Raw genomic sequence first — 26,458 nt, forward strand, 5'->3', positions numbered from 1 at the left:
CAACTACGCGCGGGCACCCGTGTGCAGGGCCAGCATGCCGTTCGGTCCCACGGTGGCGGTGAAGCGGCCGTCCGCGCCGACGTCGTAACCGGTACAGCCCGCGCCCGGATCGCTGTTCGCGACGTCGCAGTAACGACCGGCCGGCAGGCTCGTCCGGAACGTCTGCGCCAGCGCGCCGCCGGACCGGTTGAACACCGCGAAACCCTTGCTGCCCCGGCCGAAGGCGAGCTGGTCGCCGCCGTTGGCCCACCAGTTCGTCACGTCCGTGCCCCACACCTCGTTGCGGAACCCCACCAGGTTCGCCGTCGTCCGCCACCGGTGCTCGCACTCCCAGCCGTTGCCGCAGCTCACCGGGGACGTCTGACCGGAAGCCGACGCAGGTGGGCCCTGATCCGCGCCACCGAAGGAGAAGCTCGACATCACCTGCGCGTGCCCCCACGGCCATGCCAGCATGAACGCCTCCGCCAGCGCGTACACCGCACCGTCCTTATAGGACAGAACGGGGCGGCCGTTGCGCTGCGTGTCGTGGTTGTCGATGAACGCGATCGCGTTGTCGCCGGCCAGAAGCATCGAGTCGGCCACCGATGCGGCCCGCGGCAGGTTGCCGTCGCGGAACGCCGCGCTCACGAGGTCGCCGTAACGGAACTCGGTCACGTCGCCGATCCCCGCGTAGTCGGTCGGGCTGATCTCACCCGGGCCGCCCTCGATGACCTCCTGGTAGATGTACGGATCGCCGTTCAACGACCCGTACAACGCGGCCAGGTCACCGGCCGGCACGTGCTTCGCCGCGTCGACCCGGAACCCGTCGACGCCGAGGGAGACGAGGTCGTTCAGGAGCCCGGCGAGCCGGTCCCGCACGTAGGACGACTCGGTCTTCAGGTCCGACAGGTCGACCAGCTCGCAGTTCTGCACCTCCCAGTGGTCCGTCCAGCTCACGATGTCGTCGTTGCCGTTGCGCCCGCAGTGGTGGAAGTCCCCGTCCCCGTACGGAACCGACGGGTAGGCGTAGTGCGAGAACGGCGACCCGCCGCTGCCCGGACCGCCGGACGCGCCGCCCGCCATGTGGTTGACGACCGCGTCGACGTAGATCTTCACACCGGCCGAGTGGCACGTCCGCACCATCGACGCGAACGCCGCCCGGTCCCCACGGCGCGAGCTCAGCTGGTAGCTCACCGGCTGGTAGTCCTGCCACCACGGGTAACCCTGACCCGCCAGCACCACGTGCTCCTGCGGCGGCGACACCTGCGCGACCGCGAAACCCTTGGGCCCCAACACGTTCGTGCACTCCGTCGCCACCGACGCCCACGGCCACTGGAACAGGTGCGCGATCACGTCGGTCACCGGCGCGACGCGCATGGCCGGCGCGGCGGAGGAGGGGGACGTGGGCAGCAGGGTCGACGCGACAGCGACAACCGCCGCCAAGGCCGAACCGGGACGACGCATAGTTGGAACGTAATGCGAAGACCGCGCCGCCGTTACCCTCGAACGGAGGGGTCGACCAGCCGGTACCCGGTCACGATCTCGGGATAGATCCGGATCGTCTCCACGCCGTCCGCGCTGACCAGCGGGATGAGCCGGGCCTCGAAACCGGCGAGTTCCTCCGGGTCCAGCACCCGCCGCGCGACCCCGGTGACCGTCACACTCCAGCCGAGCCGCCCGTCCACGTCGATCTGGTCGGCCTGGTAAGCCACCACCGAGCCGGCACATTCCGCGCCGACATGGGTGCGCACGACGACCATCCCGTTGTCGACGACGTGGCTCACCGGCACGATCGCGGGCAGCGCGCGCACGGTGTAGACGATGCGCCCGAGGGGCACCTGATCAAGCAGTCGAAGGGATTCCGGGCGCGTCAGCTCCGCCAACCGACGTGGCTCGCCGACCACCGGCCACCTCCCTCTGCCTCCCCGAGCGGACTGAAGCATGAGCGCGATCCGGGGACCGCACCAGGGCACAAGTACACCAGCCGGAAAAGGACCTTCGGCCCTGGCGATCAGATGGCCGGACGAGTCCCGATCACGGCGAATCCTTCCACGTCGGTGACATGCCCGCCGGACGACGCGACGACCGTCAGCGTCGCGCCGCTCGCCCCGGTGAACCCGACCGTCACCGACCACGGGCTGTTCTCCCCGCCCGCGGGCCGGCAGCACGACTCGCCGATCGGCTTCGGCGCCGACGGATCGCGCAGCTGCACCCGGATGCTCTCGTCGACGCCGCTGACGAGCCCGCCGACCCGCACCGGCGAGGTGACCACGGCGTCCGGCGCCGGCTCGGTGATCGTCAGCGTGCCGTCGACCGTGCCGGCGACCTCCCACGGCGCGTGCGGTCCGTCGCCGAACCGGACCAGCCGCAGGGTCGCGGCGGGTGACGGCCTCCCGCTCTCACCCGCATAGCCGACCTCGACCAGTGCTTCGGTGGCATCGACCTCGCTGCGCAGCACGGTGTCGACCTCGGCGAAGCCCAGGTAGCCCGTGGTGAACGAGAGGGCGGTGGCCTCCGCGTCCAGGTGCCAGGGCGAGTGCCCGCCGGGCTGCTGCTCCTGCTGCCAGCGGCGTGCCTCGTCGAGCGTGCGGAACGGCCAGAGCGCCGGCTCGGCGACCGCGGCGGGCGCGGGCGCACTCGAGGACGCCGCCGCGGGTGCCGACCTGGCGTCCGCCGCGGGCCGCGGCCCGGTGCCGTCGGTCGACATCAGGACGGCCGCCACGGCCCCGCCCGCCACGACGAGCACGATCGCGAGTACGAGCAGAGCCGGTCCCCGGCGTGTGTCGCTCATGGTCACCACCCCGTTCCAGGATGGGCGACCCGGCGGAACCTCGCAGCGCGACGCATATCGAGCCACCCGATCACGCTCCGTGCAGGTGGTAACAGAGCGTCCGCACCGTTCGATAGGCGATGTGCCAAGGGTCACCTTCGCAGATGGTGCTCGCGCGGGCGCCATCTCCCCTGGAGCTTCGGGGTTGCCCATGCCAGATCAGCAGGTGCGGACCACCGCCCGCGACACCGCGGGCGCGCAGCCCGACGGGTTGATCCTCGACGGCCTCCTCGGCGATCTGCAGAACCGCCTGACCGAGATCGTGCGCACCCGCGACCGCCTCCAGGGCCTGCTGGACGCCGTGGTCGCGGTCGGCGCGGGACTCGAGCTCGAGGGCACCCTGAACCGGATCGTGCACACCGCGGTCGAGCTGGTCGACGCCCGCTACGGCGCGCTCGGCGTGCTGAGCCCCGACGAGCGCGAGCGGCTGGCGGAGTTCGTGCACGTCGGCATCGACGACGAGACCAGGGCGGACATGGGCGACCTACCGGAGGGCCGTGGCCTGCTGGGCGTGCTGATCGAGCACCCGCACCCGATCCGGGTCGCCGACCTCACCGAGCACCCCGTGTCTGTCGGCTTCCCGCCCAACCACCCGCCGATGCGCAGCTTCCTCGGCACCCCGATCCGGGTGCGGGACGAGGTCTTCGGCAACCTGTACCTCACCGAGAAGCGCGGCGCCGGCGAGTTCACCGCCGACGACGAGGTCGTGCTGCAGGGCCTGGCCGCCGCGGCCGGCGTCGCGATCGAGAACGCCCGGCTGTTCGAGGAGACCCGGCTGCGTGAGCGGTGGCTGGAGGCCTCGCGCGAGGTCAACGCGCACCTGCTCGGCGGCGCGTCGTCGCAGGACGCGCTCGATCTCATCGCCGGCAAGAGCCGCGACCTGTCCAAGTCCGACTGCGCGCTGATCCTGCTCGCCGACCCGACCGGGCACGTGATGGTCCGCGCGAGCGCGGGGGAGCGCGGCGAGGAGCTGGCCGGCGTGCGGATCAACGCCGCCGAGCCGATGGTCGCGGGGGTCTTCCGCACCCGGACCTCGGAGATCATCCCGAACCTCGCGAACCTGACGCCCGAGGGCTGGACGGTGTCCGGTGGCGACTTCGGCCCGGCGGTCGTGGTGCCGTTCGGTGCGGGCAACGTGGTGCGTGGCGTGCTGGTCGCGATGCGGGACAAGGGCGCCAAGCAGTACATGCGCAACGAGGTGCCGCTGCTGGCGTCGTTCGCCGACCAGGCCGCGTTCGCGATGGAGCTGGCGGAGAAGCACCGCGCCCAGCGCCAGCTGGACGTCCTGGCCGACCGCGACCGCATCGCCGGTGACCTGCACGACCACGTGATCCAGCGCCTGTTCGCGACGGGGATGAGCCTGCAGGGCACGGTGCGGCGGATCGTTGACCCGCAGGTGCGGACCCGGGTGAGTCGCGCGGTCGAACAGCTGGACGAGACGGTCCGTGAGATCCGCACGTCGATCTTCGACCTGCACACCACGGGAACCGACCCGGGGGCGAGCCTGCGCCGGCGGATGCTGGACGTCGTGGACGAGCTGTCGTCGGACGCCGACGTGTCGCCGTCGGTGCGGATCTCCGGCCCGATCGACACGGTGGTCGGCGAGGACCTGGCCGCCCATGCGACGGCGGTGCTGCGGGAGGCCGTGAGCAACGCGGTCCGCCACTCCCACGCGGGCACGATCGTGGTGACCGTGGAGGCCGGCACGGACCTGGTGATCGACGTGGTGGACGACGGTGTCGGCTTCCCGCCGGGCGTCGCCCGCAGCGGCCTACTGGGAATCGAACGAAGGGCCGCGAAGTTCGGCGGCACGCTGCGGATGGCCCCCGGCCCGGAAGGCGGTACCCGGCTGACCTGGCGCGCACCGCTGACCCCGCGCTGACGAGCGGTCGATCACGCCTCCGGCGGCAGCTTCCGCGACTTCAGCTCCACCGCCAGCACCGCCGCCTGCGTCCTCCGCTGCATCCCCAGCTTCGCGAGCATGTGTGACACGTAGTTCTTCACCGTCTTCTCCGCGAGGTACAGCCGCTCGGCGATCTGCCGGTTCGTCATGCCCTCGCCGATCAGCTCGAACACCGCGCGCTCCTGGTCGGTCAGATCCGCGAGCGGGCCGGCGTCCCCGTCGCGACCCCTGCGCAGGCGCTTCATCAGCACCTCCGTCGTGCGCGCGTCCAGCAGCGAGCCGCCCGCGCCGACCGTGCGGACCGCGCTGATCAGGTCGTTGCCGAGGACCTCCTTCAGCACGAACCCCGACGCGCCGGCCATGATCGCGTTCAGCAGCGCCTCGTCGTCGGAGTACGACGTGAGGATCAGGCAGCGCAGATCGGGCATCAGCGAGCGCAGGTCACGGCACAGTTCCACCCCGTTGCCGTCCGGCATCCGCACGTCCAGCACGGCCACATCGGCGGTACTGGTGGGGATGCGGGTCATCGCCTCGGCGACCGATGCCGCCTCGCCCACGATGCGAACGTCCGGCTCGTCCTCGAAGAGGTCGGCTACGCCGCGCCGGACGATCTCGTGATCGTCAACCAAGAAGATCCTGATAGCCACCCGGCTATATACCACGCCTCCGCAGATGATCGCAACAATTATGCGAGGGTTGTCACAGGGTATCTTCCGAATCCGCTGGTGATCCGGTCGGTCTGACCTGCTCGTTCTGACCGTCCGAAAATTCTCTGTTACGTTACTTTGGTATGTCCGGAAAGCACGCCAACCGTGCCAACGGCGACATTCGGGGAGCGTCAGGGCTTGTGATCGACAAACCGTCCACAAAGGACGGAGCAGCAATCTGGCGAATCGCGCGCGATTCCAGAAAGCTCGATCTGAACTCGTCCTACGCCTACCTCATGTGGTGCCACGATTTCGCCGACACGTCATTGGTCGCCAGGGCCGGCGACGACGTCGTCGGCTTCGTGATCGGCTACCGCCGGCCCACCGCGCCCGAAACGGTCGTGGTGTGGCAGATCGCGGTAGGTCACTCCCAGCGCGGCCGGGGCACGGCCGGTGCGCTGTTGGATGCGCTGGTCAGCCGCCTCGCCGACGACGGCGTGCGGCTCATGGAGACCACGATCACACCCGACAACACCGCCTCCAACGCGCTGTTCGCGTCGCTCGCGCAGCGCTGGAGCACATCGATGGACCGCGCCGGCACATTCGACGCCGGCGAGTTCCCCGACGAGCACGAGTCCGAGGTGCGGTTCCGCATCGGGCCGTTCGCGCCCGCGCCCGGTATCAGATCCGCCTCCTAGTCCCCGGAATTGACGCCGGCTTAGCGCGAGTCGGCGGTTGGTCATGTGCTGAATGCGCATCCATGCCATGTCCGCGCGTTTGAGGAGAATCGTGAACGTTTTCGAGACCGTCGAATCCGAGGTTCGCAGCTACTGCCGAAGTTGGCCGGTCGTGTTCGACCGAGCCACCGGCTCCTGGCTCTACGCCGAGGACGGACGGGCGTACCTCGACTTCTTCGCCGGGGCCGGTGCGCTCAACTACGGACACAACAACCCGGTGCTCAAGCAGGCCCTGATCGACTACATCCAGCGTGACGGGGTCACCCACGCGCTGGACATGCAGACCGTGGCCAAGCGCGACTTCCTCGAGACCTTCACCGAGGTCGTCACGCAGCCGCGCGCTCTCGACTACAAGATCATGTTCCCTGGTCCGGCAGGCGCGAACGCGGTCGAGGCGGCGCTCAAGCTCGCGCGCAAGATCACCGGCCGCGAGTCGGTCATCAACTTCACCAACGCCTTCCACGGTATGACGCTGGGCGCGCTGTCGGTCACCGGCAACTCGATGAAGCGCGGCGGCGCCGGCATCCCGCTCGTGCACGCCACGCCGATGCCGTACGACAACTACCTCGACGGCAAGGTCGAGGACTTCCTGTGGTTCGAGCGGCTGCTCGAGGACAGCGGCTCGGGCCTCAACGAGCCGGCCGCGGTGATCGTCGAGACCGTGCAGGGCGAGGGCGGCATCAACGTCGCGCGCGACGAATGGCTGCGTGGCCTCGCCGACCTGTGCAAGCAGCACGAAATCCTGCTGATCGTCGACGACGTGCAGATGGGCTGCGGCCGCACCGGTCCGTTCTTCAGCTTCGAGTCCGCCGGCATCACCCCGGACATCGTGTGCCTGTCCAAGTCGATCGGTGGCTACGGGCTGCCGCTCGCGCTCACGCTGCTGCGTCCGGAGCTCGACATCTGGGCGCCCGGCGAGCACAACGGCACGTTCCGCGGCATCAACCCGGCGTTCGTCGCGTCCACCGAGGCGTTGCGCACGTACTGGACCGACGACAAGCTCGAGAAGAGCACGCTCGCGAAGGGCGAGCAGGTCGGCCGGGTCATGAGCTCGCTGGTCGACGCGCTACCCGGCACGCCGATGCTCGCCAAGGGTCGCGGTCTCGCCCGGGGGCTCTCCTTCGAGACCGGCGAGTTGGCGTCGAAGGTGTGCCGCGCGGCGTTCGACCGCGGGCTGCTGATGGAGACCTCCGGCCCCGAAGGCGAGGTCGCGAAGGTCATGCCGCCGCTCACGGTCACCGACGACGAGCTGGCGCAAGGCCTCGATCTGCTCGCCGAGTCCGTGCACGCGGTGTGCGCCTAGAGGGGTAAGGAGAACGACGTGTTCGTCAGATCGGTGCAGGACCTGGACGACACCGACCGGGACATCAGGACGCCCAACTGGCGCAGCAAGCGGATCGTGCTGGCCAAGGAGGGCGTGGGCTTCTCCGTGCACGAGACGACCTTGTACGCCGGCACGGTCAACGACTTCTGGTACGCCAACCACATCGAGGCGGTGTTCGTCGTCGAGGGCGAGGGGGAGCTGCTCGACAAGGAGACCGGCACCACCTACCAGCTGCGCCCCGGCAGCCTCTACCTGCTGGACAAGCACGACCACCACCAACTGCGGCCGAAGACCGACATGCGCACGGTGTGCGTGTTCAACCCGCCGGTCACCGGGCGCGAGGTGCACGACGAGAACGGCGTCTACCCGCTGATCTCAGAGGAACCCGAGATGGAGGGGACGAGTGCATGACGCTCACCAAGACCGGGACCGCCGATCCCTATCCCACAAGGATTTCCGGCGACCCCGAGCTGCTCGACCGCATCGAGCCGACCGTGTGGGCGACGGGGACGGCGGGCCCGATCGACCCGGCCGGCCTGGCCGCACACGACAGCCGGGGTTTCTCGGTGCACCACGACCTGCTGAGCCCGGCCGAGGTGAACGCGTTCCGCCACGAGCTCGACCGGCTGGCCGCCGACCGGGCGCGGCGCGGCGTCATCACCGAGGACGGCGAGGTCCGCACGATCTTCGCCGCGCACCGCGAGTCGCCGCTGATCGCCGAGCTGGTGCGGGATCCCCGGGTGCTGGACCGCGCCCGGCAGATCCTCGGCTCGGAGGTGTACGTCCACCAGAGCCGGGCCACGTACCTGGCGGCGTTCGAGGGTCGTGGCCACTACTGGCACTCGGACTTCGAGACCTGGCACGCCGAGGACGGCATGCGTGCGCCGCGGGCGGTGTCGATGTCGATCGCGCTCACGGACCATCACCCGTTCAACGGCGGTCTGATGATGATGCCTGGCTCGCACCGGACGTTCGTGCCGTGTGCCGGGGGGACGCCGCCGGAGCACTACCGGACGCCGCTGATGGACCATGAGATCGGCCTGCCGAGCGCCGAGAACCTGACGAGCCTGGCGAGCGCGTACGGGATCGAGCAGTTCACCGCACCGGCCGGCTCGGCGGTGATGTACGACGCGAACCTGATGCACGGGTCGGGCAACAACATCACACCGTTCCCGCGGTCGCACATATTCCTGGTGTTCAACAGCGTGGACAACGCGCTGGAGGAGCCCTTCGGCGGCGACCCGCCGAGACCGACCTACGTGGCGTCCCGGGACTTCACCCCGCTGACCCGTTAGCCACGGCTGGCCTCCGGCCCCGGAATCCAGCCTACCGACGGGCCCCGACGGTTCCGGTCGCCGGCGGGCGAACCTGTGGACAACCGGTTCGAGGGTGGCCTCCGGCCCCCGGACTCCAGCGTAGTGAGACCCACCGACAGTTTCGCCCGGTGCTCGCGCCGGCCTGTGGACCAACGGGTTGAACCAACGGGTTGTCCACCGGCACAGGCGACGTCGTCCGAAACCGTCGGTGTCCGCGGATACGCTGGATTCGGGGGCCGGAGGCCGCGACCGGTCGAGACCACCCGACCCGCCCACGGAGTCAGGACCTGCATGGGCGTCTTCGCCGACAGCACCTGCCGGACGTCACGCTCCATCAGTCGGGCACATCAGCGTTAGGCCATCTGGATGATGAGCGCCCGCCGGAGATCGCCTTTCCGGCGGGTGAACCCGTACCTTGTGCGATATCGGCCGGGCGGGACAGAGGGCGCCCGGGTGTAACTGGGGGTGGTGACCCGTGGCCGATCCGAACGGCTCGCGAGCCGCCGCGACGGTGGCCGGGCTGCGGTTCTGCCTGCTCGGCCCGGTGCAGGTGCTGGTCCACGGTCGCACGGTGCCCATCGGCGGACCGGGCATGCGTGGCGTGCTCGCGATGTTGCTCCTCGAGCCCAACCAGGTCGTTCCGCTCGATCGGATGGTCGACGTCCTCTGGGCGCACGAGCCGCCGGCGAGCGCGCGGACGATGGTGCAGGGCTACGTCTCCCGGCTCCGGCAGCGGCTCGGCGCGGTCGACGAGGGCGGTCCTGATGGCGCGGTCCGGATCGCGACCGCGCCGCCCGGCTACCGGCTCGAGGTGGACGAGGCGCTGATCGACGTCACCGTCGCGCGGACGCTGCTCGCCGAGGCCCGCGGCACGCCCGCGGTCCGTCGCGCCGGCCTGCTCCGCGACGCGCAGGCGCTGTGGCACGGCACCGAGCTCGCCGACCTCGGCGGCCGGCTCAGCGCGCCCGAGCTCACCGAGCTGCGGCTCGCCGTGCTGGAAGCGCGGTTCGACGCCGACCTCGAGCTCGGCCGCCACCACGAGATCATCGGTGAGCTGACCCAACTGGTCGACGAGCAGCCGTTCCGTGAACGGCTCGTCGGTCAGCTCGTGCTCGCGTTGTACCGCTCGGACCGCCGGGCCACCGCGCTCGCCGCTTACCAGCGGTTCGCCCGCCGCGCGTCCGACGAGCTCGGCATGGACCCGGGCCCGCAGCTGCGTGGCCTGCACCTGCGGGTGCTGCGCGACGACACGACGCTGCTCGAGCCGTCCCCGGAGCCGGTCGTCGCGCCGCGGGTCGGCGTACTGGTGCCGGCCCAACTGCCGCGCGCGCCGTCCGGGTTCGCCGGCCGGGACGAGGAGCTCGCGTGGCTGCATCGGCTGCTACCGGCGGGTTCCGACTCGCCTCGGGCCGAGCCGGCGGTCGCGGTGCTGGCCGGGCCGGCCGGCGTCGGCAAGACCGCGCTCGCCGTGCTGTGGGCGCACGGTGTGGCCGAGCGATTCCCGGACGGGCAGCTGTTCGCGAGCCTGCGCGGGTTCGATCCGCAGCACGCGCCGATGTCCGCGGACGACGTGCTCACGCAGTTCCTGCTGGCCCTCGGGGTCGGCGTGGAGGACGTGCCGGCCGAGATCGACGACCGGGCGAGCCTGTACCGGTCGATCCTCGCGCACCGGCGGGTGCTGGTGGTGCTGGACGACGCGCGGGACTCCGAGCAGATCCGCCCGCTGCTGCCGGCCGGGTCGTCGTCGCTGGTCGTCGTCACGACCCGGGTGCGGTTGGACGCGCTGGTCGCGTGGACGGGTGCCCGGCTGCAGGTGCTGGGCACGCTCGCCGCGGACGCCGCGGAGAAGGTGATCGAGCACATGGCGGGCGGGCCCGCTCAGGGCCGGGACCGGGAGCTTCGGCGCAAGCTCGCGCGGCTGTGCGGGCACCTGCCGCTGGCGCTGCGGATCGCCGGCGCGCGGCTGACCGGCGGTCCACAGTGGTCGGTCGCGGGCCTGGTGGAGGAGCTGGCCGACGAGCGTGGCCGGCTCTCCGCGTTGGACCTGGAGGAAGCCGACACGAGCGTCCGCGCGGCGCTGGACGTCACCTACCGGAGCCTGCGCCCGGAGCTCGCGGAGACGCTGCGGCTGCTGGGACTCTTCCCCGGCACGATGATCGGCCCGTACCCGGTCGCGGCGCTGTGCGGCATCGACGTCGAGCTGGCCAGGCGCCGGCTGCGCACGCTGGCCGGGTCCTTCGTGGTGACCGAGACCAGCCGCGACGTGTTCCTCATGCACGACCTCGTCCGGCTGCACGCCCACGAGCTGGCCGAGCACGAGCTGTCCGAAGTGGACAAGGTGGCCGCGCGAACCCGGCTTCGTCGTTACTACCTGGTAGGTGTCGACCAGGCGAAGCGCCAGCTGCGCTCGGGCCTCGCCGCGGACTCGGCGGCAGACGAGTACCCGGGCACGCCGCGACCGCCGATCACCACCCCGGCGGCCGCGATCGACTGGATCGACCAGGAGTGGGCGAACCTGCTCGCGGTGGTCGAGTCGGGCCTGGAAACCGGGCAGGACGAGGAGATCGTCCGGCTCGCGAGGATGGCGAGCGAGTTCTCGGAAGGGACGCGGACGCTGGGCCCGGTCGCGCTGGGGCGGGCCGTGCGGTTGGTCGTTTAGCGAACAGTTAACCGATCGGCGCGATCAACTGGCAGGCTGCGCCGCGGTGCTCGACGTCCCGGAGCCTGATGCGAGTGCCGGGGCGGCACTGCCAACGTGGGGGTGTGCTGCCCGAGCGAACCGGCCGGCGCGGTGGGGGACTGTGCCGGCCGGTCGTCGCTTGTTCACACGGGTGCCGCGTGGCCGTTTTCGCTGGTGTGGTTGGCGAAGGGCTGGAGCTCGGGCCGCTTGGGGTGGAGGCCGTCCCCCACGGACTCACCGCGTAGTTGCCTGCGTACCCAGGGCAACAGGTGGGCTCGGGTCCAGGCGAGATCGGCCTGGCGGGACCGGATCCAGGGCGTGGGGTCGACCGGCGGCCACGGCTCGCGCCAGTCCTCGGCGACCGGAACGCCCAGAACTTCGGCCGTACGCAAGGCAATCCGACGATGGCCGTCGGCGGAGAAGTGCAGCCGATCGTCGCTCCAGGCCCGAAGATCGACGAGCACCGGCATGGCCCACAGGTCGACGAGCTTGGCGCCGTGCCGGTCGGCGATGGCCCGCAGATGCGCGTTGAAGATGGCGACCTTGCCCCGAACCCGCCGGACGACCGGCTGCTTGCGCGGGTCCGGTCCGGTGAAGACGACGACCTCGCTCACCCTCCGCAGCTCGACGAGAGCCTGCTCGAACTCGTCCGCGAGCTGGTCCACGTCGCTGCCCGGCACGATCAGATCGTTCCCACCGGCACAAAACGTGACGAGATCCGGCCTGATCTGCTGCACGACCGGCACCTGCTCGTCGATGATCTCCCGGAGCAGCTTGCCCCTCAATGCCAGATTGGCGTACCGGAAGTCCGGATCTCGAAGTGCGAGGGTCTGCGCGAAACGGTCGGCCCATCCCACATAGGACCCGTCCGCGGCAAGATCGCTCAAACCCTCGGTGAAGCTGTCCCCGATGGCCACCCAACTAGACAACCCTGGCACGGTCGCCTCCCCTCCGTCCGGTCCTTCCCCATTCCCTCTTAAACCCTCAGGATGCCGTGTCATTCCCGACCTACGCCACCGTCGGTCAGCAACACTCGATTCTGCGTTCGTTCGGTAACCATCCGATCGCACCCCACTGGTGCACCACTGGTACGCCGCGCGCACGCCATCCGCAATCGAGTTAGTCGCGACTGATCCGATGTGCCCGAATTTCCCGGCCGGTATGCTGCTCACCGTCATCAGCCGGTCACCGAGGGGGATTTCGTGTACGTCGACCCGAACGCCTCCACCCCGAACACCCAGCCCACGACGACGGGCGCCGGCACCGGCGTCGGCGGCATGATCGGCTCTTCGCTGGACGGCCTTGTCGAGGCCGCGACAACCGGCCGGCTTCGGGTGGACCAAGCCACCGGCGACGCCACGATCAAGGCGCTCACGGACATCCAGGACGAAGTCAACAGATATGTGCGACGTGGCGGGAGCGTGGTCACCGTCGGCACTCGGCTGGGCGGTGGCTACGCGGAGCAGATCGACAGGTTCATCCAGGACTGGACCTCGACCGGCGCGAACTCCGCGGTGACGATCATGAACGAATACGTCAAGGAGCTGGAGAGGCTCAAGGAGGCGGTTCGCAAGAGCATGGCCACCTACGAGCAAGCCGATGAGGGTGGCGCGGCGCACATCAACGCGGCTGGGCCGACTCGATGAGGAAGGCGATGGTCGGCTTCGTGCTGGCGTGGTCCGTCGGATCGCTGGGCGCCTGCACGTCGAGCCAGGCCGGTACGCCAACCCCGGCCGAGCCGGACAGCACGTCGACGAGCGAGCCGAAAGAGACCTCGTCGGAGTCTGACGACCAGGCACTCGACGACGTCGAGCCGTGTGAGTTGCTGAGCGACATCGACGTGGCAGAGGTTGGCCTCGAAGACGGCGAGAGGCTCAGTGACATCACGTGTGACTGGAAGCTGGATATCGGTACCGGTGTCCGGCTCGACCTCTACCGCGAACGTTCAATGGACAGCAACGCCGAGAAGGGGACACCGGTCGACATCGGTGATCATCGTGGCGACCGGATCGAAGGTCCGGGCGGTGAACCTGGGGTGTGCGCAGTGGCGATTGAGGCCTCGGACTCGTCATTCGTGCTGGTCACTGCCAATCATGGGGACGATACGTCGGCCGCGTGCGGCCTGGCCACCGATGTCGCCGAGCGGGTCGAGCAGAAGCTGCCGTGAGCGGCGCGCCAACCAGGTGAAAGGTTCGTCGATCCGATGTGCCCGAATTTGCCCGTGGGTATGCTGCTGACGGTTATCAGTCGATCACCGAGCGGTTCGTGAAGGGGGGGTCGATGACGGGGCAGGGTGGGCGGCAGGTGCCGCCGGCAGAGAGCAATCATGCGGCTTTCGACCATGAGCAGCTCAAGAAGTGGACCGACGATGCCGACACCGGCACCTCGCAGGCCTTCGCCGATGAGTGGACGCGCACCGGAACCGTGTTGATGGACGCGGCCGACTCCCTCAAGCGTGCTTCCATGGGCACCGAGGCCGGCTGGACGGGTGATGCGGCCGAGGCGATGCGGCAGCGGCTCGGGCTGATCGCCGGCTGGAGTGGCGGCACCGGCTCGCAGATCTCCGCCGCCGGGCAGACGATCGCCCGGCAGAGCGAGGCGGCGGACGCTGCTCGGCGGGCCATGCCGGAGCCCGTGTCGTACAAGCCGGCCGACATCATTCGGGATGCGCCAGGGAACGGGCTCATGGCGTTGGTTCAGCTGCCGGAGCTCATGTACCAGCGTTATCAGGAGAGCAACGCCGCTCATGAGGAGGCCGTTCGGGTCGTCGCGGAGCGGGACCAGACCATGAGTACCGCGGCTGGGGAGGTGTCGGTCTTCCAGGCGCCGCCTTCGTTGGACGGGTCGGATGATGCGGGCTACATCGACTCGGGGGACGGGTCGGACGGGGCGCCCGGGTCGGATGGGCCCGAGCCCGGGGGGCCCAGGTCCGGCGAGCCGGGCGGGTTCGGTGGCGGGCCCGGCTCCGGCGGTGACTCCGGTGCGCCTCGGACCAGCGCGCCTCCCGGCGGTGGGCCACCCGGCGGAGGTCCGCCGGTCGGCGGGTCGGGCAGCCCGGGCATCACCACGCCGGACTCCTTCGCTCCTCGCGAGCCGGCGCCGGTCGGTGGAGGGCCCACCGGGTTCGGGTCGTCCCAGCCGCCTGGCGTGCCGCCGGGGTTCGGGCCAATGGGTGGGGGACCGGGCGGGTTCGGTGGCGGAGCCGGTGGGTCCGGCGGCGGCTCCGGCGGCGGGGTACGTGGTGGCTCGCCGGGTGGCGGCGCGGGCGCGGGTCAGCCGGGAGCCGGGCCGGGTGGCCGCGGGCTGCCGGGTGTCGCGCCGGGACCGGCGGCGGCGAAGGCGGCCGCGATGCGCGGTGCGGCTGCCGGGCGCGGCGGCGCTCCCATGAGCGGCATGCCCATGGGCGGTGCCGGGCGCCGCGACGAGGACGCCGAGCACCAGCGGCCCGAGTTCCTTCAGGAGCCCGACCCCGACGGCATCTTCGACACCGACGTCCTCACCGCGCCGCCGGTCATCGGCGCGCCGGACGACGAATGAACGCCGAGCTCTCGCTCGCCGCGGTCGACACGCTCTGGGAGGACCTCCGGCTCGGCCGGTTCCCGTTCCCGCTCGAGGTGCGTAGCCACGGCGACTCTCTCGACGTCCGTGCGCGGATCAAGGCGGCCGTCTACGCCGACCTGGGTCGCCGCGGGCTCGCGCAGGGCAGCCGTCCCGACGACGACCTCGTCGAGGACCTGCGGCTGCTCGCCGACCCGGCGGTGTGCATCGACCTCGTCGCGTTGCTCGACATGACTGGCACGGACCCGGTCCGGGCGGTCGCCGTGGCGCGGGGGCGGCGCGGACTCCTTGTCGTGCAAGGGAAGCTGGCGGTGTCGTTCAGCCGGATGCGCGACACGACGATCGCCGGCGCGCTGGTGGAGCTGCTGCCCGACACGCGCGCGGCTCTCGGCAGCTCGATCACCCAGCCGGCCGCGGCGGTGAGCGCCAACCAGCCCAAGCACCGCCGCGCCCAGCCTGGCGGTGTGCTGCGGACGGCGGCCCCGCGCGACATGGCCGACAGCAAGCTGCGCGCGATCGCCGCGATCATGGAGAAGCCGGTGCGGCGGGCCGGTCAGGTCGGCGTGACGCTCACCGACGAGACCGGCAAGCGTCACCGCCAACCCGGCATAGCGTGGTTCGACACCGACGACGGCCGCTACGCCACGACGATGACCCGCGGCCGCGACGGCGAGGACTGGGTGACCTTGTGGCCCGCGGACAACACCCGACTGACGCACCGTCTGAGCGAGACGATCGCCCGCGGCTAGCTCGGCCGTGGCCTCCGGCCCCCGAGTATCCAGTCTACCGAGCGGCACCGACAATTCGGCGGGCTCGAGCGGTGCTCCGTGGACAACGGCCTCCCCTGTGGAGCAATCGGGCGGTGAGCGGCTCGCGCCGCCGACGTTGTCAGTGCCGCGCGGTAATGTGGAAACCGGGGGACCCCCGGCCGTGCGAATGGTCCATTCGCACGGGGTTCAGCCGATCGGGTCAGGACAGTTCCAAGCCGCCTCGAGCCAGGGCGAAGGCTTCGGTCTGGGTGGACGGGGTCAGGGTGCCGTCCGGATCGGTCAGCATCACACTCGACACCAGCGTTCGGCCATCCGCCTTGTGGGCCAGGTAGTTCAGCGTCAGCACGCCCGGCTCCGCGCCGCCTTGGTACCACACCGCCGGGAAGTCGCCGCCCAGGCCGATACCGCCGTCCGAAATGGACAAAGCATGGTCCACGGCGGCGCCGTGCCGGGACTGGAGGCCGGCGAACGCTCGGCACATGTCGCTCGGTGCGCCGAACCACTCGATCTCCTCGACGTCGCGCGCGGTGGTCCACGGCTCGATACGGTCACGCGGCACGGAGTTCGCCGCCGGCAGCACCGCGTGGCGCAGTGACGGCGGCAACGACAGGTACGGGCGCGCGAGCGCGGGATAGTGGAAACCCTTGAGTGCGAACAACTCCCGCGTCGTCAGGAACGGGACGTTGCCGTCCGCGCGGTTGCCGGACAGCGACAGCTGGCGGGACACGTCACGCCGGCCGAGGAAATGGATCAGGTGATCCGTCGCCGTGTTGTCGCTGATCGAGATCATCAGGTTCGCGTACTCACGCAGCGGCAGCCGCGTCCCCGCGGGCTCCTCCTGCAGCACCCCCGTCGGGAGACTCTTCCACTCGTCCCGGATCGCCAGCTCCTGGTCCCAGCTCGCGCGGCCGTCGGCGACCGCGCGAGCCAACGCCCCCAGGACGTACAGCTTGAAGGCCGAGCCCAGCGGGCGTGGCACGTCACCGTCGACCGAGTGGATCGGTTCGCATCCGGCGGAAACATCGAACGTGGCAAAGGAAACCGACGGCGCCAGCGCCCGCAACCGTCCGTCCAGCTCGGACCACGAGCTCGGTGACGGCGCGTACGGGCTGAAGCGCAACCTCCCCACCAGGCCGTTCGCGTCGACCACCAGCGACACCAGCCATGCCCCCGACACCGCCTCCACCGACGTCGGCGTGGACGACAACACCCGTGGCGGGGCCAGCGCGCCGAACCCGGCCATAGTCTCGTTGAACTCCGCCGGCCCGCCGATCGCCGACAGGAACTCCGCCGACAGGTGCTCCCGTTGCTCCGCCTCGGAAATCGGCAACCGGGACGACGCGTCGACCACCCACGCCAGCTGCGCCATGGGTGGCGCCGGCCGCACCACCGCTGGCACGCCCGGCAGGACCAGCGCCACCACCGACAACCCCAGCAAAATTCGAGATCGCATCGCTCACCCTCCGATGTAGACGGACGAAGGCGAGGGGTCAGGCCGGCAGCAGATACAGCCCGCCGACCGTGCCGTCGGCGTTGAAGGCGACCCGCCCGAGCACCTCGCCGGCCTCGCAGAACAGCGGCACACTCACCACCGTGTGCGTGCCGGCCCGCAGCACGTACGGGTCGCCCATCCGCTCGTAGCGACCGATGTTCGCCGCCATTTGCGTCCACACCGACGCGAGCTTGTCCTCGGTGATCTCCGCGAGCATCGGCCCGTCGAAGTCCCTGCGCACCGCCGCCCACCGGCCGACCACCAGCTCGGCCAGCAACGCGACCGCGTGGTCGGCCGCGCCCGGCAGCGCGTCCCGGGTCATCTCCGCTCCCGTCCGTGGGTCGACCGGGCGCCCGAACCGCTGGAACGCCGCCTGCCGGGAGGTCCCGAGAACGTCCCCGATCTCCTGCCAGGTGTGGCCGGCGTCGCGGGCCCGCTCGACCGCCTGCCGCAGCGCATCCTCGGCACTGCGCGCCTGCTCGCGGGCCCGCGGCACCTTCTCCAGCGGCCTCGAACCACCGCCGCTCCCCTCGTCGTCAAGGTAACCTTTACGAGTCGAAAGCGTCGAGCCCACCTTGACGGACGATGCGCGGGAACGTCGCGCCGCACTGCGGCAGGTCGCGTCGCAGTACTGTCGCTGGCGACCTTTTCCGTGCTGTGCTGGCAGCGAGCGACCGCAGGCCAGGCAGGTGGTTGGGCGGGGGACGTTGGCCATGGTCACCTGCTTTCGTGCCGCGAACTATCCGCACGTTATCATAAAACGTGCCGGGCCTGAGGTTAGGGCTACCTAAGCCAGGACGCATGAGGCAGGCTTGCACCGTGACCGAGCAGGCGACCGAGAACCAGCTATCGCTGCGCGAGCTGCTCGGCGGCCGGAGCGGCGCGATCGACGCCAGCATCCCGCCGGCCGTCTTCGTGCTCGGCTGGCTCGTCAGCGGTCGCTCGATCGGCTGGGGCGCGCTCGCCGCGGTCGCGGCCGGTGCCGTGGTCGGCGTGATTCGCCTGGTCAGGGGCGGTCGGGTGACGGCCGTGCTGGCCGGCGTGGCCGCGGTCGCCGGCGCCGCCCTCGTCGCCCTCTACACCGGCCGCGCGCAGGACTTCTTCCTCATCCAGCTGCTGTCCAATGTGGCCAGTGCGCTCGCCTGGGCGGTCAGCGTCCTGATCCGCTGGCCGCTGCTCGGCGTCGTCGTCGGCGTGCTGCTCGGGCAGAAGACCCGCTGGCGCCGCGATCCCGACCTCGTCCGTGCGTACGGCCGGGCCAGCTGGGTCTGGGTGTTCGCCCAGTACACCGTCCGCGTGCTCGTGTTCGGCATCCTCTGGTGGTCCGGCTGGGTGGTCGCGCTCGGCGTGGCGCGGGTCGTGCTCAGCTGGCCGCTCGTCGCGGCCACCGTCGCGGCGAGCGCGGTCGTCCTGCGCCGCTCGCTGCCGTCCGACCATCCGGGCCTGCGGCACCCTAGGATGCCGGCGTGAACGGCTTACGCGGCGCGGCCGGCAGCGAGGTCGGCCGCAAGTACCGGGCGAACTTCGACGTCGCGCACCTGGACCTCGAGCCGCTCCTGGCCGTCGTCGCCGACGGCATGGGCGACAGCGAGGGCAGCGCACTCGCCGGGCGCGCCACCGTGGACATCTTCGTCGAGCGGATCCGGGCAGCCCGGGGCGACGTCGGGCCCAAGACGATCCGGGACGCGGTCGAGGCCGCGCAGGACCGGGTCATCGACATCGGCCGCGGCGACATCGGCCTGGCCGGCTGCACGCTCACCGCGCTCCTCGCCGGCGCCGACGGCATGTGGGTCACCCAGCTCGGTGACTCGCGGGTCTACCGGTTCCGTGACGACCTGCTCGAGCTGCTCACCGTCGATCACACGATGGCCTGGCTCGGCGTCGCGCACGGCCTCTACTCGCTCGACTCACCGCAGGCCGCGGCCGCCCGCTACCACCTGACCCGCTACGTCGGCCACGCCATGCGCCCCGAGCCGGACGTGCTCAGCATCGTCCCGGCACCCGGCGACATCTACCTGCTCTGCAGCGACGGCATCGCCGAGCAGGTGCCCTACCCGCGGCTCCGCGAGATCCTGCGGCTGCACATCGAGCCCGCCGCCATGGTCGAGCGCCTGCTCGCGGCCGCGGACGTGGCAGGCGGCGAGGACAACGCCACCGCCGTCGTCGTCACCGTTCCGTTCTAGGCCTCGGTTCCGTTCTAGGCCTCGGCGCGTCCGGGCGGACCTCGAGTGCCGCCAGCCACGCGGCGCCAATGGCCCCGTCCGGTGCGAACAGCACCGGCACCGGTGTGCACTCGGCGAGCGCCGCGCGCAGTGCCGTGCCGACCGGGCTCGCGGGCCCGATCACACTGCCCGCGAGCACGATCGGCGTGCGCTCGTCGGCCGGCCGAGCGGCCATCGCCAGTTCCGCGAGCAGCTCCGCGGCCTCGGCGACGATGCCCGCCGCGACCGGGTCGGTCGCCAGATAGGTACTGACCATCGAGGCGAACCGGGCCAGGCGGATGGGCGGCTCCGCGTTCGCCGCCATGATCAGCCGGTTGGCCACCTTCGGCTCGTTCACCGAGGTGAGGCCCGGCAGTGCCTCGAACAACACCGCCTCCGCGAGGGGCGACGGCGTCTTTCCGGTCTGCAGCTGGCGCAGCGTCCGCCGCACCGCCTCGCGGCCCATCCAGTACGCCGAGCCCTCGTCGCCGAGCATCCAGCCGAGGCCGCCGACCCGCGAGATCATCTTGTGGCCGGCGATCCGGGCCGCGATCGAGCCGGTGCCGCCGATCACCACCACGCCGTCCGGCTCGGCGGTGGCCGACGCGAACGCGACCTCCGCGTCGCTCACGATGCCGATCGGGCAGGTCACCCCGATGTGCCGCAGCGCGGCGGTGAACGTCTCGACGACCTCCGGGTCGGTGAACTTGCTCACCCCCGCCATGCCCAGCACGCAGGCGCGCACCTTGCCGGCGCCGCCAGGGGCCAGCGCGTCGCGCACCGCCTCGGCGACCCGCTTCCCGGCCAGCTCCGGCGGGTGCGAGTTGGGGTTGCCGCCGCCCGCGGTCCCCCGCCCGATCACCGTCCCGTCCAGCTCGACGGCGAGCGCACGGGTCGAGGTGGCCCCCGCGTCGACGCCGACCACGCGGCCTACGGTCACGTCATCTCCTCCACTGTGGACACCCCCGGCCCCGGCTCGAACGTCACCCGCTCGGAGTCGAGCGTGCCGCCGCAGTGCGGGCAGCGGACGTCGGCCGTGGTGTGCCGGCCGCAGTCGAGGTGGCGCAGCAGCGCGGGCGGCCCGGCGCCGCCGTCGAGCCAGGTGTCACCCCAGCGGATGATCGCGACGAGCGCGGGGAAGAAGTCGCGGCCCATGTCGGTGAGCGGGTACTCGTAGCGGGCCGGACGGTCCTGGTAGCGGACCCGGTCGAGCAGGCCGGCGCCGGTGAGGCGGTCCAGCCGCTCGGTGAGCGTGTTGCGGGCGATGCCGAGCGAGGCCTGGAACCGGTCGAACCGGCGCACCCCGTGGAACGCCTCGCGGAGCACGAGCAGCGTCCACTGGTCGCCCAGCAGGTCCATGGTTCTCGCGACGGAACACGGCCAGCGGGCGAACGACGTCCTTCGCACCCCGGACAGTGTAGGGAAACTCACCCGTTCCGGTAATGCGCCAAACGCGTCGAATGTGATCGTCACCGAGTTCGGGTGACCTTCGACAGGCCGCGCGGCTGGTCCGGGTCACCGCCGCGGGCCAGGGACAGCTCGAGTGCGAGCCGCTGCAGCGGCAGGATCTCGAGGATCGGCGCGACCTCCTCGGCCGTCGCCGGCACGTCGATGCGCCGGTCGGCCGGACGTCGACGGCCGCCGAGCCGACCGCCAGCACGTCGGCGCCCCGGTCGCGGACCGCGGCCACGACGTCGCGCATGGCCTCGCCGCCGCGGCCCTTGCTGGTCACGGCGACCACCCCGGTGCGCGCGTCGATCGCGGCGACCGGGCCGTGCAGCAGGTCGGCGCCGCTGTAGGCGCGAGCGCCGAGGTAGCTGGTCTCGGCGAGCTTGAGCGCCGCCTCGGCCGCGGTGGCCGACGAGTAGCCGCGGCCGGTGGTCACGACGCGTTCCACATTCCGGTAGCGCTCCATGGCCGCGGTGACCGCGTCGGCGGAGCCGGTGAGCGTCCGCTCGGCCAGCTCGCCGAGGTTCGCCACCGCCTCGCCGTGCCCGCCGCGCGCGGCGTCGACCAGCAGGTACAACGTCAGCAGCGTGGCGGTGTAGGTCTTGGTGGCGGCGACGGCGAGCTCCGCACCGGCGCCGATGCGCACCGAGTGCTCGGCGGCCTCGGCCAGCGCCGAGCCGGGCGTGTTCGTCACCGCGACGGTCAAAGCGCCGCGGCCGCGGGCGGCCGTGGTCGCCTCCACCAGATCGGGTGAACCTCCGCTCTGGCTGACCGTCACGTACAGCACGCCGTTCAGGTCCGGCTCGGCGCCGTAGAGCGTGGTCGTCGACGGCGAGACAAGACCAGCCGGAAGTTGGAGGAGTACCTCGATCAGGTACTTCGCGTACAGCGCGGCGTGGTCACTCGACCCGCGGGCGGCGAGCAGCGCGAACCTGGGCTGGTGGGCGGCGAGCCGCGACGCGACCCCGGCGAGCTCGGTCCGCCGGGCGACGACGGAGTCGAACACCGACGGCTGCTCGGCAATCTCCGCGGCCATCCGTGCGCCTGCTCCGGTCATTCGGGTCCTCCTGCCAACTGCTGCGGTCGACTCAGCCGAGTAGGTCTAGACCAATCATGGTATCGCTGTAGGGTGGTCCGACGCGAGGGGAGTAACGGATTTCCCAAATCCGGCGCGTGTGATCGCGCTGCCGGCACCTGGGAAGGCATCCTGTAGCAGGGAAGTCGTCGTCTGGAGGAGCCATGCTGGAAACGTCGGCCGCGCAAGAGCCCGACACCGCTGGTCGTGCGCTGCGCGAGCCCAAGTACTGGGGGCTCAAGCGGCACCTGCTCGAGCTGCTCAGCTCGTTGCCACCGGGCTCGCCGATCCCCACCGAGCGCTCCCTCGCGGCCGAGTTCGACGTGTCCCGCACGACCGTCCGCCAGGCTCTTGCCGACCTGACAGTAGAAGGCCGGTTACTGCGTGTGCAGGGCAAGGGCACGTTTGCGGCGGAACCCAAGGTGGCACAACGGCTCCAACTGTCGTCGTACACAGAGGACATGCGGGCGCAGGGCCGCGAGCCGTCCTCCCGGCTGCTCGACATCGCCGAGATCCCGGCCGAGGGCGAGCTCTCCGCGCTCCTCGGTGTCCGCGCCGGGGCCAAGATCCTTCGGATGCAACGGCTCCGGCTGGCCGACGGCGAGCCGATGGCGATCGAGACCTCGCACCTGCCGCTCGGGCGGTTCCGGGGCCTGCGCAAGTACGTCTCCGCGGGCGGCTCGCTCTACCAGGTGCTGCGTGAGCGCTACGACGTCGAGATGGGACACGCGGAGGAGACGATCGAGACCGCGCTGGCCGGCCCGCACGAGGCCGAGCTGCTCGGCGCCGATGTGGGGATGCCGATGCTGCTGCTGTCGCGGCACTCCTACGACATGACGGAGAAGCCGGTGGAGTGGGTGCGCTCGGTGTACCGGGGTGACCGGTACAAGTTCGTGGCGGAGCTGAACCGGCCGTCATGACCTCGTCGCTCATCCAGGGCGAGGTCCGCTGGGGCAGCCCGGCGGCGCGCGGGGTGCTCGCCGCGACGATCCTCGGGTCGGGGATGGCGTTCCTGGACGGCACGGTGGTCAACATCGCGTTGCCCCGGATCGGCGAGGAGTTCGACGCGTCGTTGTCGGGTCTGCAGTGGATCCTCGACGGGTACCTGCTGTCGCTCGCGGCGCTGATCCTCATCGCCGGCTCGCTGGGCGACCGGTACGGGCGGCGGCGGATCTTCCTGCTCGGCGTCGCGTGGTTCGGCGTGTCGTCGGTGCTGTGCGGGCTGGCGGTGTCGACGGAGATGCTGGTCGTGTCGCGGGTGCTCCAGGGCATCGGCGGCGCGCTGCTCACGCCTGGCTCGCTCGCGATCATCCAGTCGTCGTTCGTGCGGGCCGACCGGGCGCGGGCGATCGGCGCGTGGTCGGGCCTCGGCGGCATCGCCGGCGCCATCGGGCCGCTGGTCGGCGGCGCGTTGGTGCAGCTGTGGTCGTGGCGGCTGGCGTTCCTGGTGAACGTGCCGATCGCGCTGCTGTGCGTGTGGTTCACCAGGCGGTTCGTGCCGGAGTCGTGCGACCGGACGATGGGTGGGCATCCGGACATCTGGGGTTCGGTGCTGGGTGCGCTGGGCCTGGCGGGGGTGACGGCGGCGCTGGTCGAGGGTCCGGGGCGGGGGTTCGCGGACCCGCTCGTGCTGGGGTCGGTGGTGGTCGGGGTCGTCGGGCTGGCGTCGTTCGTGGTGCTGCAGCGGCGGCAGCGCGATCCGCTGGTGCCGCCGGACCTGTTCGTTAACCGGACGTTCGTGGTGTCGAACGCGCTGACGTTCGTGGTGTACGCGGCGCTCAGCGGCGTGATGATGCTGTTCGTGCTGCAGCTGCAGACCTCGCTCGGCTACTCGCCGACCGCGGCCGGGCTCGCGGGGCTGCCGATCTCGGTGCTGATGCTGCTGCTGTCGGCGCGGTCGGGAAAGGCGGCGCAGCGGTTCGGACCGCGCTGGTTCCTGGTGATCGGCCCGATGATCATCGCCGTCGCGATGATCATGTACACCGGGATGACGCCCGGCGCGTCGTACCTGCTGGTGGTGCTGCCGGCGACGGTCGTGTTCGGGCTCGGCCTGGTGACCGTGGTCGCCCCGGTGACGGCGACCGTGCTGGCCGCCGCGGCCGACCGGCACGCCGGGGTGGCGTCCGGGGTGAACAACGCGATCGCCCGCACGGGTGGGCTGCTGGCGGTGGCGGTGCTGCCGGCCGCGGCGGGTCTCAGCGGTGCGGCGTACGCGGACCCGGTGGCGCTGACCGCCGGCTGGCAGATGGCGATGTGGCTGTGCGCCGGCCTGTGCGTGGTGGGTGGCCTGCTGGCCCTGGGCGTGCGGAACGACGTGCTGGAGTCGGCCGTGCCCGAGCCCCGCGCGGCGGAGCCCGCCGCCGCGGAGCAGCCGTCGCCCGCCGAACCCGAGCCGGCCGTGGCGGCGGCTCCCGAGGCCCCTCGCCCGGGTGACTGCATGAGCTGCGGCATCCTCACCCCACCGACCCATATCGTCCCGGCCCGCAACATCCCGGTGGCCTCACCGCGGCCGGGCGACACAGCGGCCTGACCCTCCATTCGCGCCGCGAAGTTGCCCACAGCCCGCCGCACACCCCTTTGACCAGCACGTATAACCCGTAGACTGGCGCTGAGGGTGCCCAGGAAGCGGTCTTTTGGTTGCACACTGACTCAATGGCTGGTGACGAGAGCGACGTTAGTGCAGGTCGGGGCGACGGCCGCCCGCTTGTGTACGACTCCTACGGGCGGTTGTCGCGGGTGCCGGAGACCGGTGAGTTGGAGAAGATCGAGACCCAGTTGGCGGACAACCGCAAGGTGGTCAAGCGGTTGCGCGGGTCGCTCGGTGAGGAGCTGTCGGACGGCTTGTCGGCATGGAAGCGCGGTGTCCGCCGGCCGGGGTGGGAGCGGTTGTTGGAGCGGGTCCGGTCCGGGGAGTCGGATGGGATCGTGGTGTGGCACACCGACCGGCTGTTCCGGCAGCCCCGTGACCTGGAAACGCTGATCGAGCTGGGTGACAAGGGCTTCCGGGTCGCGTCCGCGCACGGTGAGCGGGACCTCTCCGACCCGGACGACCGGTACATCCTGCGTATCGAGGTGGCGCACGCGGCCCGGTCGTCGGACGACACGTCGCGACGGGCGAAGCGCCCGCATTCGCGCCCTACGTGAGGCGGGCATGGCCTACGTCGGCGGGCCGCGTCGGTTCGGCTGGCCGGGCGGAGACCTGACGTGGCAGCCCGCCGAGGGCCAGACAGATGAGGACCGGCCGCAGGTACCGGCTGCGCAGGTGGCGCGGGAGCGTGAGGCCATCCGGGCAGCGGCTGACGAGCTGCTGGCCGGGGTGAGTCAGGGCGAGATCGTTCGGGCCTGGAACAAAGAAGGGCTGTGGACGGTGACCGGGTTGCCGTGGACGGCAAAGGGGCTTCGGCTCATGATGCTGCGCGCCACGAATGCCGGGCTGATCGAACAGGACGACAAGTTCGTCTCGCGGATCCCGGGTGAGCCGATCATCGACCCGGAGGTGTTCGAGCGGTTGCGGTCGATGTACAAGGGCCGCAGCCGGGGCCGACCGATCGGGGAACGCTACGTGGGGACCGGGATTCTCCGGTGCGCAGTGTGTGGTCACACCCTGTCGGCCGTCGCCCATCAACCGAGACTGGACAGCCCCACGGCCCTCGCTGACCTGCACGTTTGCCGATCCGTTGGGTCGGCATAAGAACCGGCCGTGGCCTCAACCAATGTCGGGTTCCGGTCGTGTCACCGGCCGTCGAGCCACACCGTCCAGGGGCGCACTTCTTTGATCCGCAACACGCCGTTCAACACCCACGGGTCCTCAGCGAAGACGGACCGCAGTTCTTTCTCGTCAGCCGACTCCACGGCGAGAAGTGCGACCTCCTCGTCATCGGCACTGCCAATCGGGCCGCCGAACATGATGACACCACGATCGACCAGCCCGTCGGCAAACTTGGCGTGCTGATCCCACCCTTGCTGCTCGCGAATTCCGCGGGTGGGTTCCCAGTTGCGTCCCGTGGCCGTCGTGACGGCGAACACTGCCATGGCATCTCTCCCTCTCGGCCTCCCTCTGCGCCATCGTGTCAGGAGGGTCTGACACGAACCACGGTGAGTCCTGGGGGCCGCAGATTGGGAGGTGCTGGCTCGCGCCTACAAGGAATTCTACGAAACCATTGTGCCCGACCGGGGCTAGGACGAGACGTGCCAGCGGCTCATGCGGGGTGACATGCGTGGTGAGGGGGCGGTGGCCATCAGGCGTCACCGCCTCGGCGCTTGACCTGCGCCACTTCGACGGAAGCCTTCGGCTGCCGACCGGCCGGATCGTGATCTCCGGGCCTTCGACCAGGACCATAGAGTTCGGGTTGTGGCACGTTAGGAATTGTCTCAAATTAACTTGTACATGTCGTGATTGTTCTGTCATGGTTCTGGTATGGCCATGGTCGTGGAGATCGATGAGCAGGTCCTGGCGGCGAAGTTCGGGACGATCCTGCCGCACTTGGATGAGCGGCA

The 26,458-nt window shown here is 70.8% G+C and carries 26 protein-coding genes and 1 pseudogene; 16 read left to right on the forward strand and 11 right to left on the reverse strand.

The genetic code is table 11. The features are described 5' to 3' along the window. Positions 1–3 precede the first annotated feature (3 nt). From GEV28_RS17425 to GEV28_RS17435, 3 genes are all read right to left on the reverse strand, one after another. Positions 4–1,443 (reverse strand): alpha-amylase family protein, encoded by a 1,440-nt coding sequence (locus tag GEV28_RS17425; RefSeq protein WP_291413128.1) that lies wholly within the window; start codon positions 1,441–1,443, stop codon positions 4–6. 32 nt (positions 1,444–1,475) lie between these two features. Beyond that, positions 1,476–1,883, reverse strand: a complete 408-nt coding sequence (locus GEV28_RS17430) for a pyridoxamine 5'-phosphate oxidase family protein (RefSeq protein WP_291413129.1) — start codon at positions 1,881–1,883, stop codon at positions 1,476–1,478. A gap of 107 nt (positions 1,884–1,990) precedes the next feature. Further along, positions 1,991–2,770 (reverse strand): hypothetical protein, encoded by a 780-nt coding sequence (locus GEV28_RS17435; protein WP_291413130.1) that lies wholly within the window; start codon positions 2,768–2,770, stop codon positions 1,991–1,993. Positions 2,771–2,960: 190 nt separating this feature from the next. Here GEV28_RS17435 and GEV28_RS17440 point away from each other — a divergent pair, with 190 nt between their 5' ends. Continuing rightward, positions 2,961–4,691, forward strand: coding sequence for a GAF domain-containing protein (locus GEV28_RS17440; protein WP_291413131.1), 1,731 nt, complete (start codon positions 2,961–2,963; stop codon positions 4,689–4,691). 11 nt (positions 4,692–4,702) lie between these two features. On the opposite strand, the gene GEV28_RS17445 is transcribed toward GEV28_RS17440, so the two are convergent. Beyond that, entirely contained in the window at positions 4,703–5,359 is a 657-nt protein-coding gene (locus tag GEV28_RS17445; RefSeq protein ID WP_291413132.1) for a response regulator transcription factor, read from the reverse strand. 143 nt (positions 5,360–5,502) lie between these two features. Here GEV28_RS17445 and ectA point away from each other — a divergent pair, with 143 nt between their 5' ends. From ectA to GEV28_RS17470, 5 genes are all read left to right on the forward strand, one after another. Next, on the forward strand, positions 5,503–6,057 hold the full coding sequence (ectA, locus tag GEV28_RS17450) for a diaminobutyrate acetyltransferase (RefSeq protein WP_291413133.1): 555 nt from the start codon (positions 5,503–5,505) through the stop codon (positions 6,055–6,057). A 91-nt stretch (positions 6,058–6,148) separates the two neighbouring features. Beyond that, positions 6,149–7,399, forward strand: coding sequence for a diaminobutyrate--2-oxoglutarate transaminase (ectB, locus tag GEV28_RS17455; protein ID WP_291413134.1), 1,251 nt, complete (start codon positions 6,149–6,151; stop codon positions 7,397–7,399). 18 nt (positions 7,400–7,417) lie between these two features. After that, positions 7,418–7,831, forward strand: a complete 414-nt coding sequence (locus GEV28_RS17460) for an ectoine synthase (RefSeq protein ID WP_291413135.1) — start codon at positions 7,418–7,420, stop codon at positions 7,829–7,831. Next, positions 7,828–8,715: an ectoine hydroxylase gene (gene thpD / locus GEV28_RS17465; protein WP_291413136.1), complete on the forward strand. Its 888-nt coding sequence runs from the start codon at positions 7,828–7,830 to the stop codon at positions 8,713–8,715. Before GEV28_RS17460 ends, thpD begins: the two co-directional genes overlap by 4 nt. Before the next feature lie 496 nt (positions 8,716–9,211). Beyond that, the gene (locus GEV28_RS17470) at positions 9,212–11,395 is read left to right on the forward strand and encodes a BTAD domain-containing putative transcriptional regulator (RefSeq protein WP_291413137.1); all 2,184 of its coding nucleotides are present in this window, start codon (positions 9,212–9,214) and stop codon (positions 11,393–11,395) included. A 164-nt stretch (positions 11,396–11,559) separates the two neighbouring features. On the opposite strand, the gene GEV28_RS17475 is transcribed toward GEV28_RS17470, so the two are convergent. Further along, entirely contained in the window at positions 11,560–12,354 is a 795-nt protein-coding gene (locus tag GEV28_RS17475) for an SGNH/GDSL hydrolase family protein (protein ID WP_291413138.1), read from the reverse strand. Positions 12,355–12,618: 264 nt separating this feature from the next. Here GEV28_RS17475 and GEV28_RS17480 point away from each other — a divergent pair, with 264 nt between their 5' ends. From GEV28_RS17480 to GEV28_RS17495, 4 genes are all read left to right on the forward strand, one after another. Continuing rightward, the gene (locus GEV28_RS17480; protein ID WP_291413139.1) at positions 12,619–13,062 is read left to right on the forward strand and encodes a hypothetical protein; all 444 of its coding nucleotides are present in this window, start codon (positions 12,619–12,621) and stop codon (positions 13,060–13,062) included. Positions 13,063–13,070: 8 nt separating this feature from the next. Beyond that, the gene (locus GEV28_RS17485) at positions 13,071–13,583 is read left to right on the forward strand and encodes a DUF3558 family protein (RefSeq protein WP_291413140.1); all 513 of its coding nucleotides are present in this window, start codon (positions 13,071–13,073) and stop codon (positions 13,581–13,583) included. Positions 13,584–13,696: 113 nt separating this feature from the next. Further along, complete coding sequence (locus tag GEV28_RS17490) at positions 13,697–14,953, forward strand: hypothetical protein (protein WP_291413141.1); 1,257 nt, start codon at positions 13,697–13,699, stop codon at positions 14,951–14,953. Next, entirely contained in the window at positions 14,950–15,723 is a 774-nt protein-coding gene (locus GEV28_RS17495) for an ESX secretion-associated protein EspG (protein WP_291413142.1), read from the forward strand. The genes GEV28_RS17490 and GEV28_RS17495 overlap by 4 nt, the downstream gene beginning before the upstream one ends. Before the next feature lie 220 nt (positions 15,724–15,943). On the opposite strand, the gene GEV28_RS17500 is transcribed toward GEV28_RS17495, so the two are convergent. Both GEV28_RS17500 and GEV28_RS17505 read right to left on the reverse strand, forming a co-directional pair. After that, on the reverse strand, positions 15,944–17,197 hold the full coding sequence (locus GEV28_RS17500) for a serine hydrolase (protein ID WP_291413143.1): 1,254 nt from the start codon (positions 17,195–17,197) through the stop codon (positions 15,944–15,946). Between the two features lie 37 nt (positions 17,198–17,234). Then, positions 17,235–17,732 (reverse strand): DUF3887 domain-containing protein, encoded by a 498-nt coding sequence (locus GEV28_RS17505; RefSeq protein WP_291413144.1) that lies wholly within the window; start codon positions 17,730–17,732, stop codon positions 17,235–17,237. Between the two features lie 323 nt (positions 17,733–18,055). On the opposite strand from GEV28_RS17505, the gene GEV28_RS17510 reads away from it, so the two are divergent. Further along, positions 18,056–18,706: a DUF3159 domain-containing protein gene (locus GEV28_RS17510; protein WP_291413145.1), complete on the forward strand. Its 651-nt coding sequence runs from the start codon at positions 18,056–18,058 to the stop codon at positions 18,704–18,706. Further along, entirely contained in the window at positions 18,703–19,419 is a 717-nt protein-coding gene (locus tag GEV28_RS17515) for a protein phosphatase 2C domain-containing protein (RefSeq protein WP_291413146.1), read from the forward strand. Before GEV28_RS17510 ends, GEV28_RS17515 begins: the two co-directional genes overlap by 4 nt. Here GEV28_RS17515 and GEV28_RS17520 read toward each other — a convergent pair. The 3 genes and pseudogenes from GEV28_RS17520 to GEV28_RS17530 form a co-directional block, all read right to left on the reverse strand. Beyond that, complete coding sequence (locus GEV28_RS17520) at positions 19,403–20,377, reverse strand: N-acetylglucosamine kinase (protein WP_291413147.1); 975 nt, start codon at positions 20,375–20,377, stop codon at positions 19,403–19,405. The two genes, GEV28_RS17515 and GEV28_RS17520, sit on opposite strands and share 17 nt — an antisense overlap. After that, a complete protein-coding gene (locus GEV28_RS17525; RefSeq protein WP_291413148.1) occupies positions 20,374–20,844 on the reverse strand; it encodes a helix-turn-helix domain-containing protein in 471 nt (156 codons plus the stop codon). The genes GEV28_RS17520 and GEV28_RS17525 overlap by 4 nt, the downstream gene beginning before the upstream one ends. A gap of 62 nt (positions 20,845–20,906) precedes the next feature. Continuing rightward, a pseudogene (locus tag GEV28_RS17530) lies at positions 20,907–21,922 on the reverse strand (SIS domain-containing protein). Positions 21,923–22,125: 203 nt separating this feature from the next. Here GEV28_RS17530 and GEV28_RS17535 point away from each other — a divergent pair. The 4 genes from GEV28_RS17535 to GEV28_RS17550 all read left to right on the forward strand — a co-directional run bounded on the left by GEV28_RS17535 (position 22,126) and on the right by GEV28_RS17550 (position 25,652). Further along, positions 22,126–22,881 carry a GntR family transcriptional regulator gene (locus GEV28_RS17535; protein WP_291413149.1) on the forward strand — a complete coding sequence of 252 codons (756 nt, stop codon included), beginning with the start codon at positions 22,126–22,128 and terminating at the stop codon, positions 22,879–22,881. Continuing rightward, positions 22,878–24,491 carry an MFS transporter gene (locus GEV28_RS17540; protein WP_291413150.1) on the forward strand — a complete coding sequence of 538 codons (1,614 nt, stop codon included), beginning with the start codon at positions 22,878–22,880 and terminating at the stop codon, positions 24,489–24,491. Before GEV28_RS17535 ends, GEV28_RS17540 begins: the two co-directional genes overlap by 4 nt. A gap of 122 nt (positions 24,492–24,613) precedes the next feature. Continuing rightward, a complete protein-coding gene (locus GEV28_RS17545; protein WP_291413151.1) occupies positions 24,614–25,105 on the forward strand; it encodes a recombinase family protein in 492 nt (163 codons plus the stop codon). A 7-nt stretch (positions 25,106–25,112) separates the two neighbouring features. Next, entirely contained in the window at positions 25,113–25,652 is a 540-nt protein-coding gene (locus GEV28_RS17550; protein ID WP_291413152.1) for a recombinase family protein, read from the forward strand. Positions 25,653–25,693: 41 nt separating this feature from the next. Here GEV28_RS17550 and GEV28_RS17555 read toward each other — a convergent pair whose 3' ends face one another. Next, positions 25,694–25,993 (reverse strand): YciI family protein, encoded by a 300-nt coding sequence (locus GEV28_RS17555; protein WP_291413153.1) that lies wholly within the window; start codon positions 25,991–25,993, stop codon positions 25,694–25,696. Positions 25,994–26,458: the final 465 nt, after the last annotated feature.

This window comes from Actinophytocola sp. (assembly GCF_009379765.1).
Taxonomy (GTDB): Bacteria; Actinomycetota; Actinomycetes; order Mycobacteriales; family Pseudonocardiaceae; genus Actinophytocola.

What these genes read in the sequence shown, in the direction of transcription:
- GEV28_RS17535 (WP_291413149.1), top strand. Translation starts at nt 22,126, where the DNA reads ATGCTGGAAACGTCGGCCGCGCAAGAGCCCGACACCGCTGGTCGTGCG.
- ectA (WP_291413133.1), top strand. Translation starts at nt 5,503, where the DNA reads ATGTCCGGAAAGCACGCCAACCGTGCCAACGGCGACATTCGGGGAGCG.
- GEV28_RS17495 (WP_291413142.1), top strand. Translation starts at nt 14,950, where the DNA reads ATGAACGCCGAGCTCTCGCTCGCCGCGGTCGACACGCTCTGGGAGGAC.
- GEV28_RS17500 (WP_291413143.1), bottom strand. Translation starts at nt 17,197, where the DNA reads ATGCGATCTCGAATTTTGCTGGGGTTGTCGGTGGTGGCGCTGGTCCTG.
- GEV28_RS17425 (WP_291413128.1), bottom strand. Translation starts at nt 1,443, where the DNA reads ATGCGTCGTCCCGGTTCGGCCTTGGCGGCGGTTGTCGCTGTCGCGTCG.
- GEV28_RS17490 (WP_291413141.1), top strand. Translation starts at nt 13,697, where the DNA reads ATGACGGGGCAGGGTGGGCGGCAGGTGCCGCCGGCAGAGAGCAATCAT.
- GEV28_RS17435 (WP_291413130.1), bottom strand. Translation starts at nt 2,770, where the DNA reads ATGAGCGACACACGCCGGGGACCGGCTCTGCTCGTACTCGCGATCGTG.
- GEV28_RS17545 (WP_291413151.1), top strand. Translation starts at nt 24,614, where the DNA reads ATGGCTGGTGACGAGAGCGACGTTAGTGCAGGTCGGGGCGACGGCCGC.
- GEV28_RS17555 (WP_291413153.1), bottom strand. Translation starts at nt 25,993, where the DNA reads ATGGCAGTGTTCGCCGTCACGACGGCCACGGGACGCAACTGGGAACCC.
- GEV28_RS17440 (WP_291413131.1), top strand. Translation starts at nt 2,961, where the DNA reads ATGCCAGATCAGCAGGTGCGGACCACCGCCCGCGACACCGCGGGCGCG.
- GEV28_RS17485 (WP_291413140.1), top strand. Translation starts at nt 13,071, where the DNA reads ATGGTCGGCTTCGTGCTGGCGTGGTCCGTCGGATCGCTGGGCGCCTGC.
- GEV28_RS17540 (WP_291413150.1), top strand. Translation starts at nt 22,878, where the DNA reads ATGACCTCGTCGCTCATCCAGGGCGAGGTCCGCTGGGGCAGCCCGGCG.
- GEV28_RS17550 (WP_291413152.1), top strand. Translation starts at nt 25,113, where the DNA reads ATGGCCTACGTCGGCGGGCCGCGTCGGTTCGGCTGGCCGGGCGGAGAC.
- thpD (WP_291413136.1), top strand. Translation starts at nt 7,828, where the DNA reads ATGACGCTCACCAAGACCGGGACCGCCGATCCCTATCCCACAAGGATT.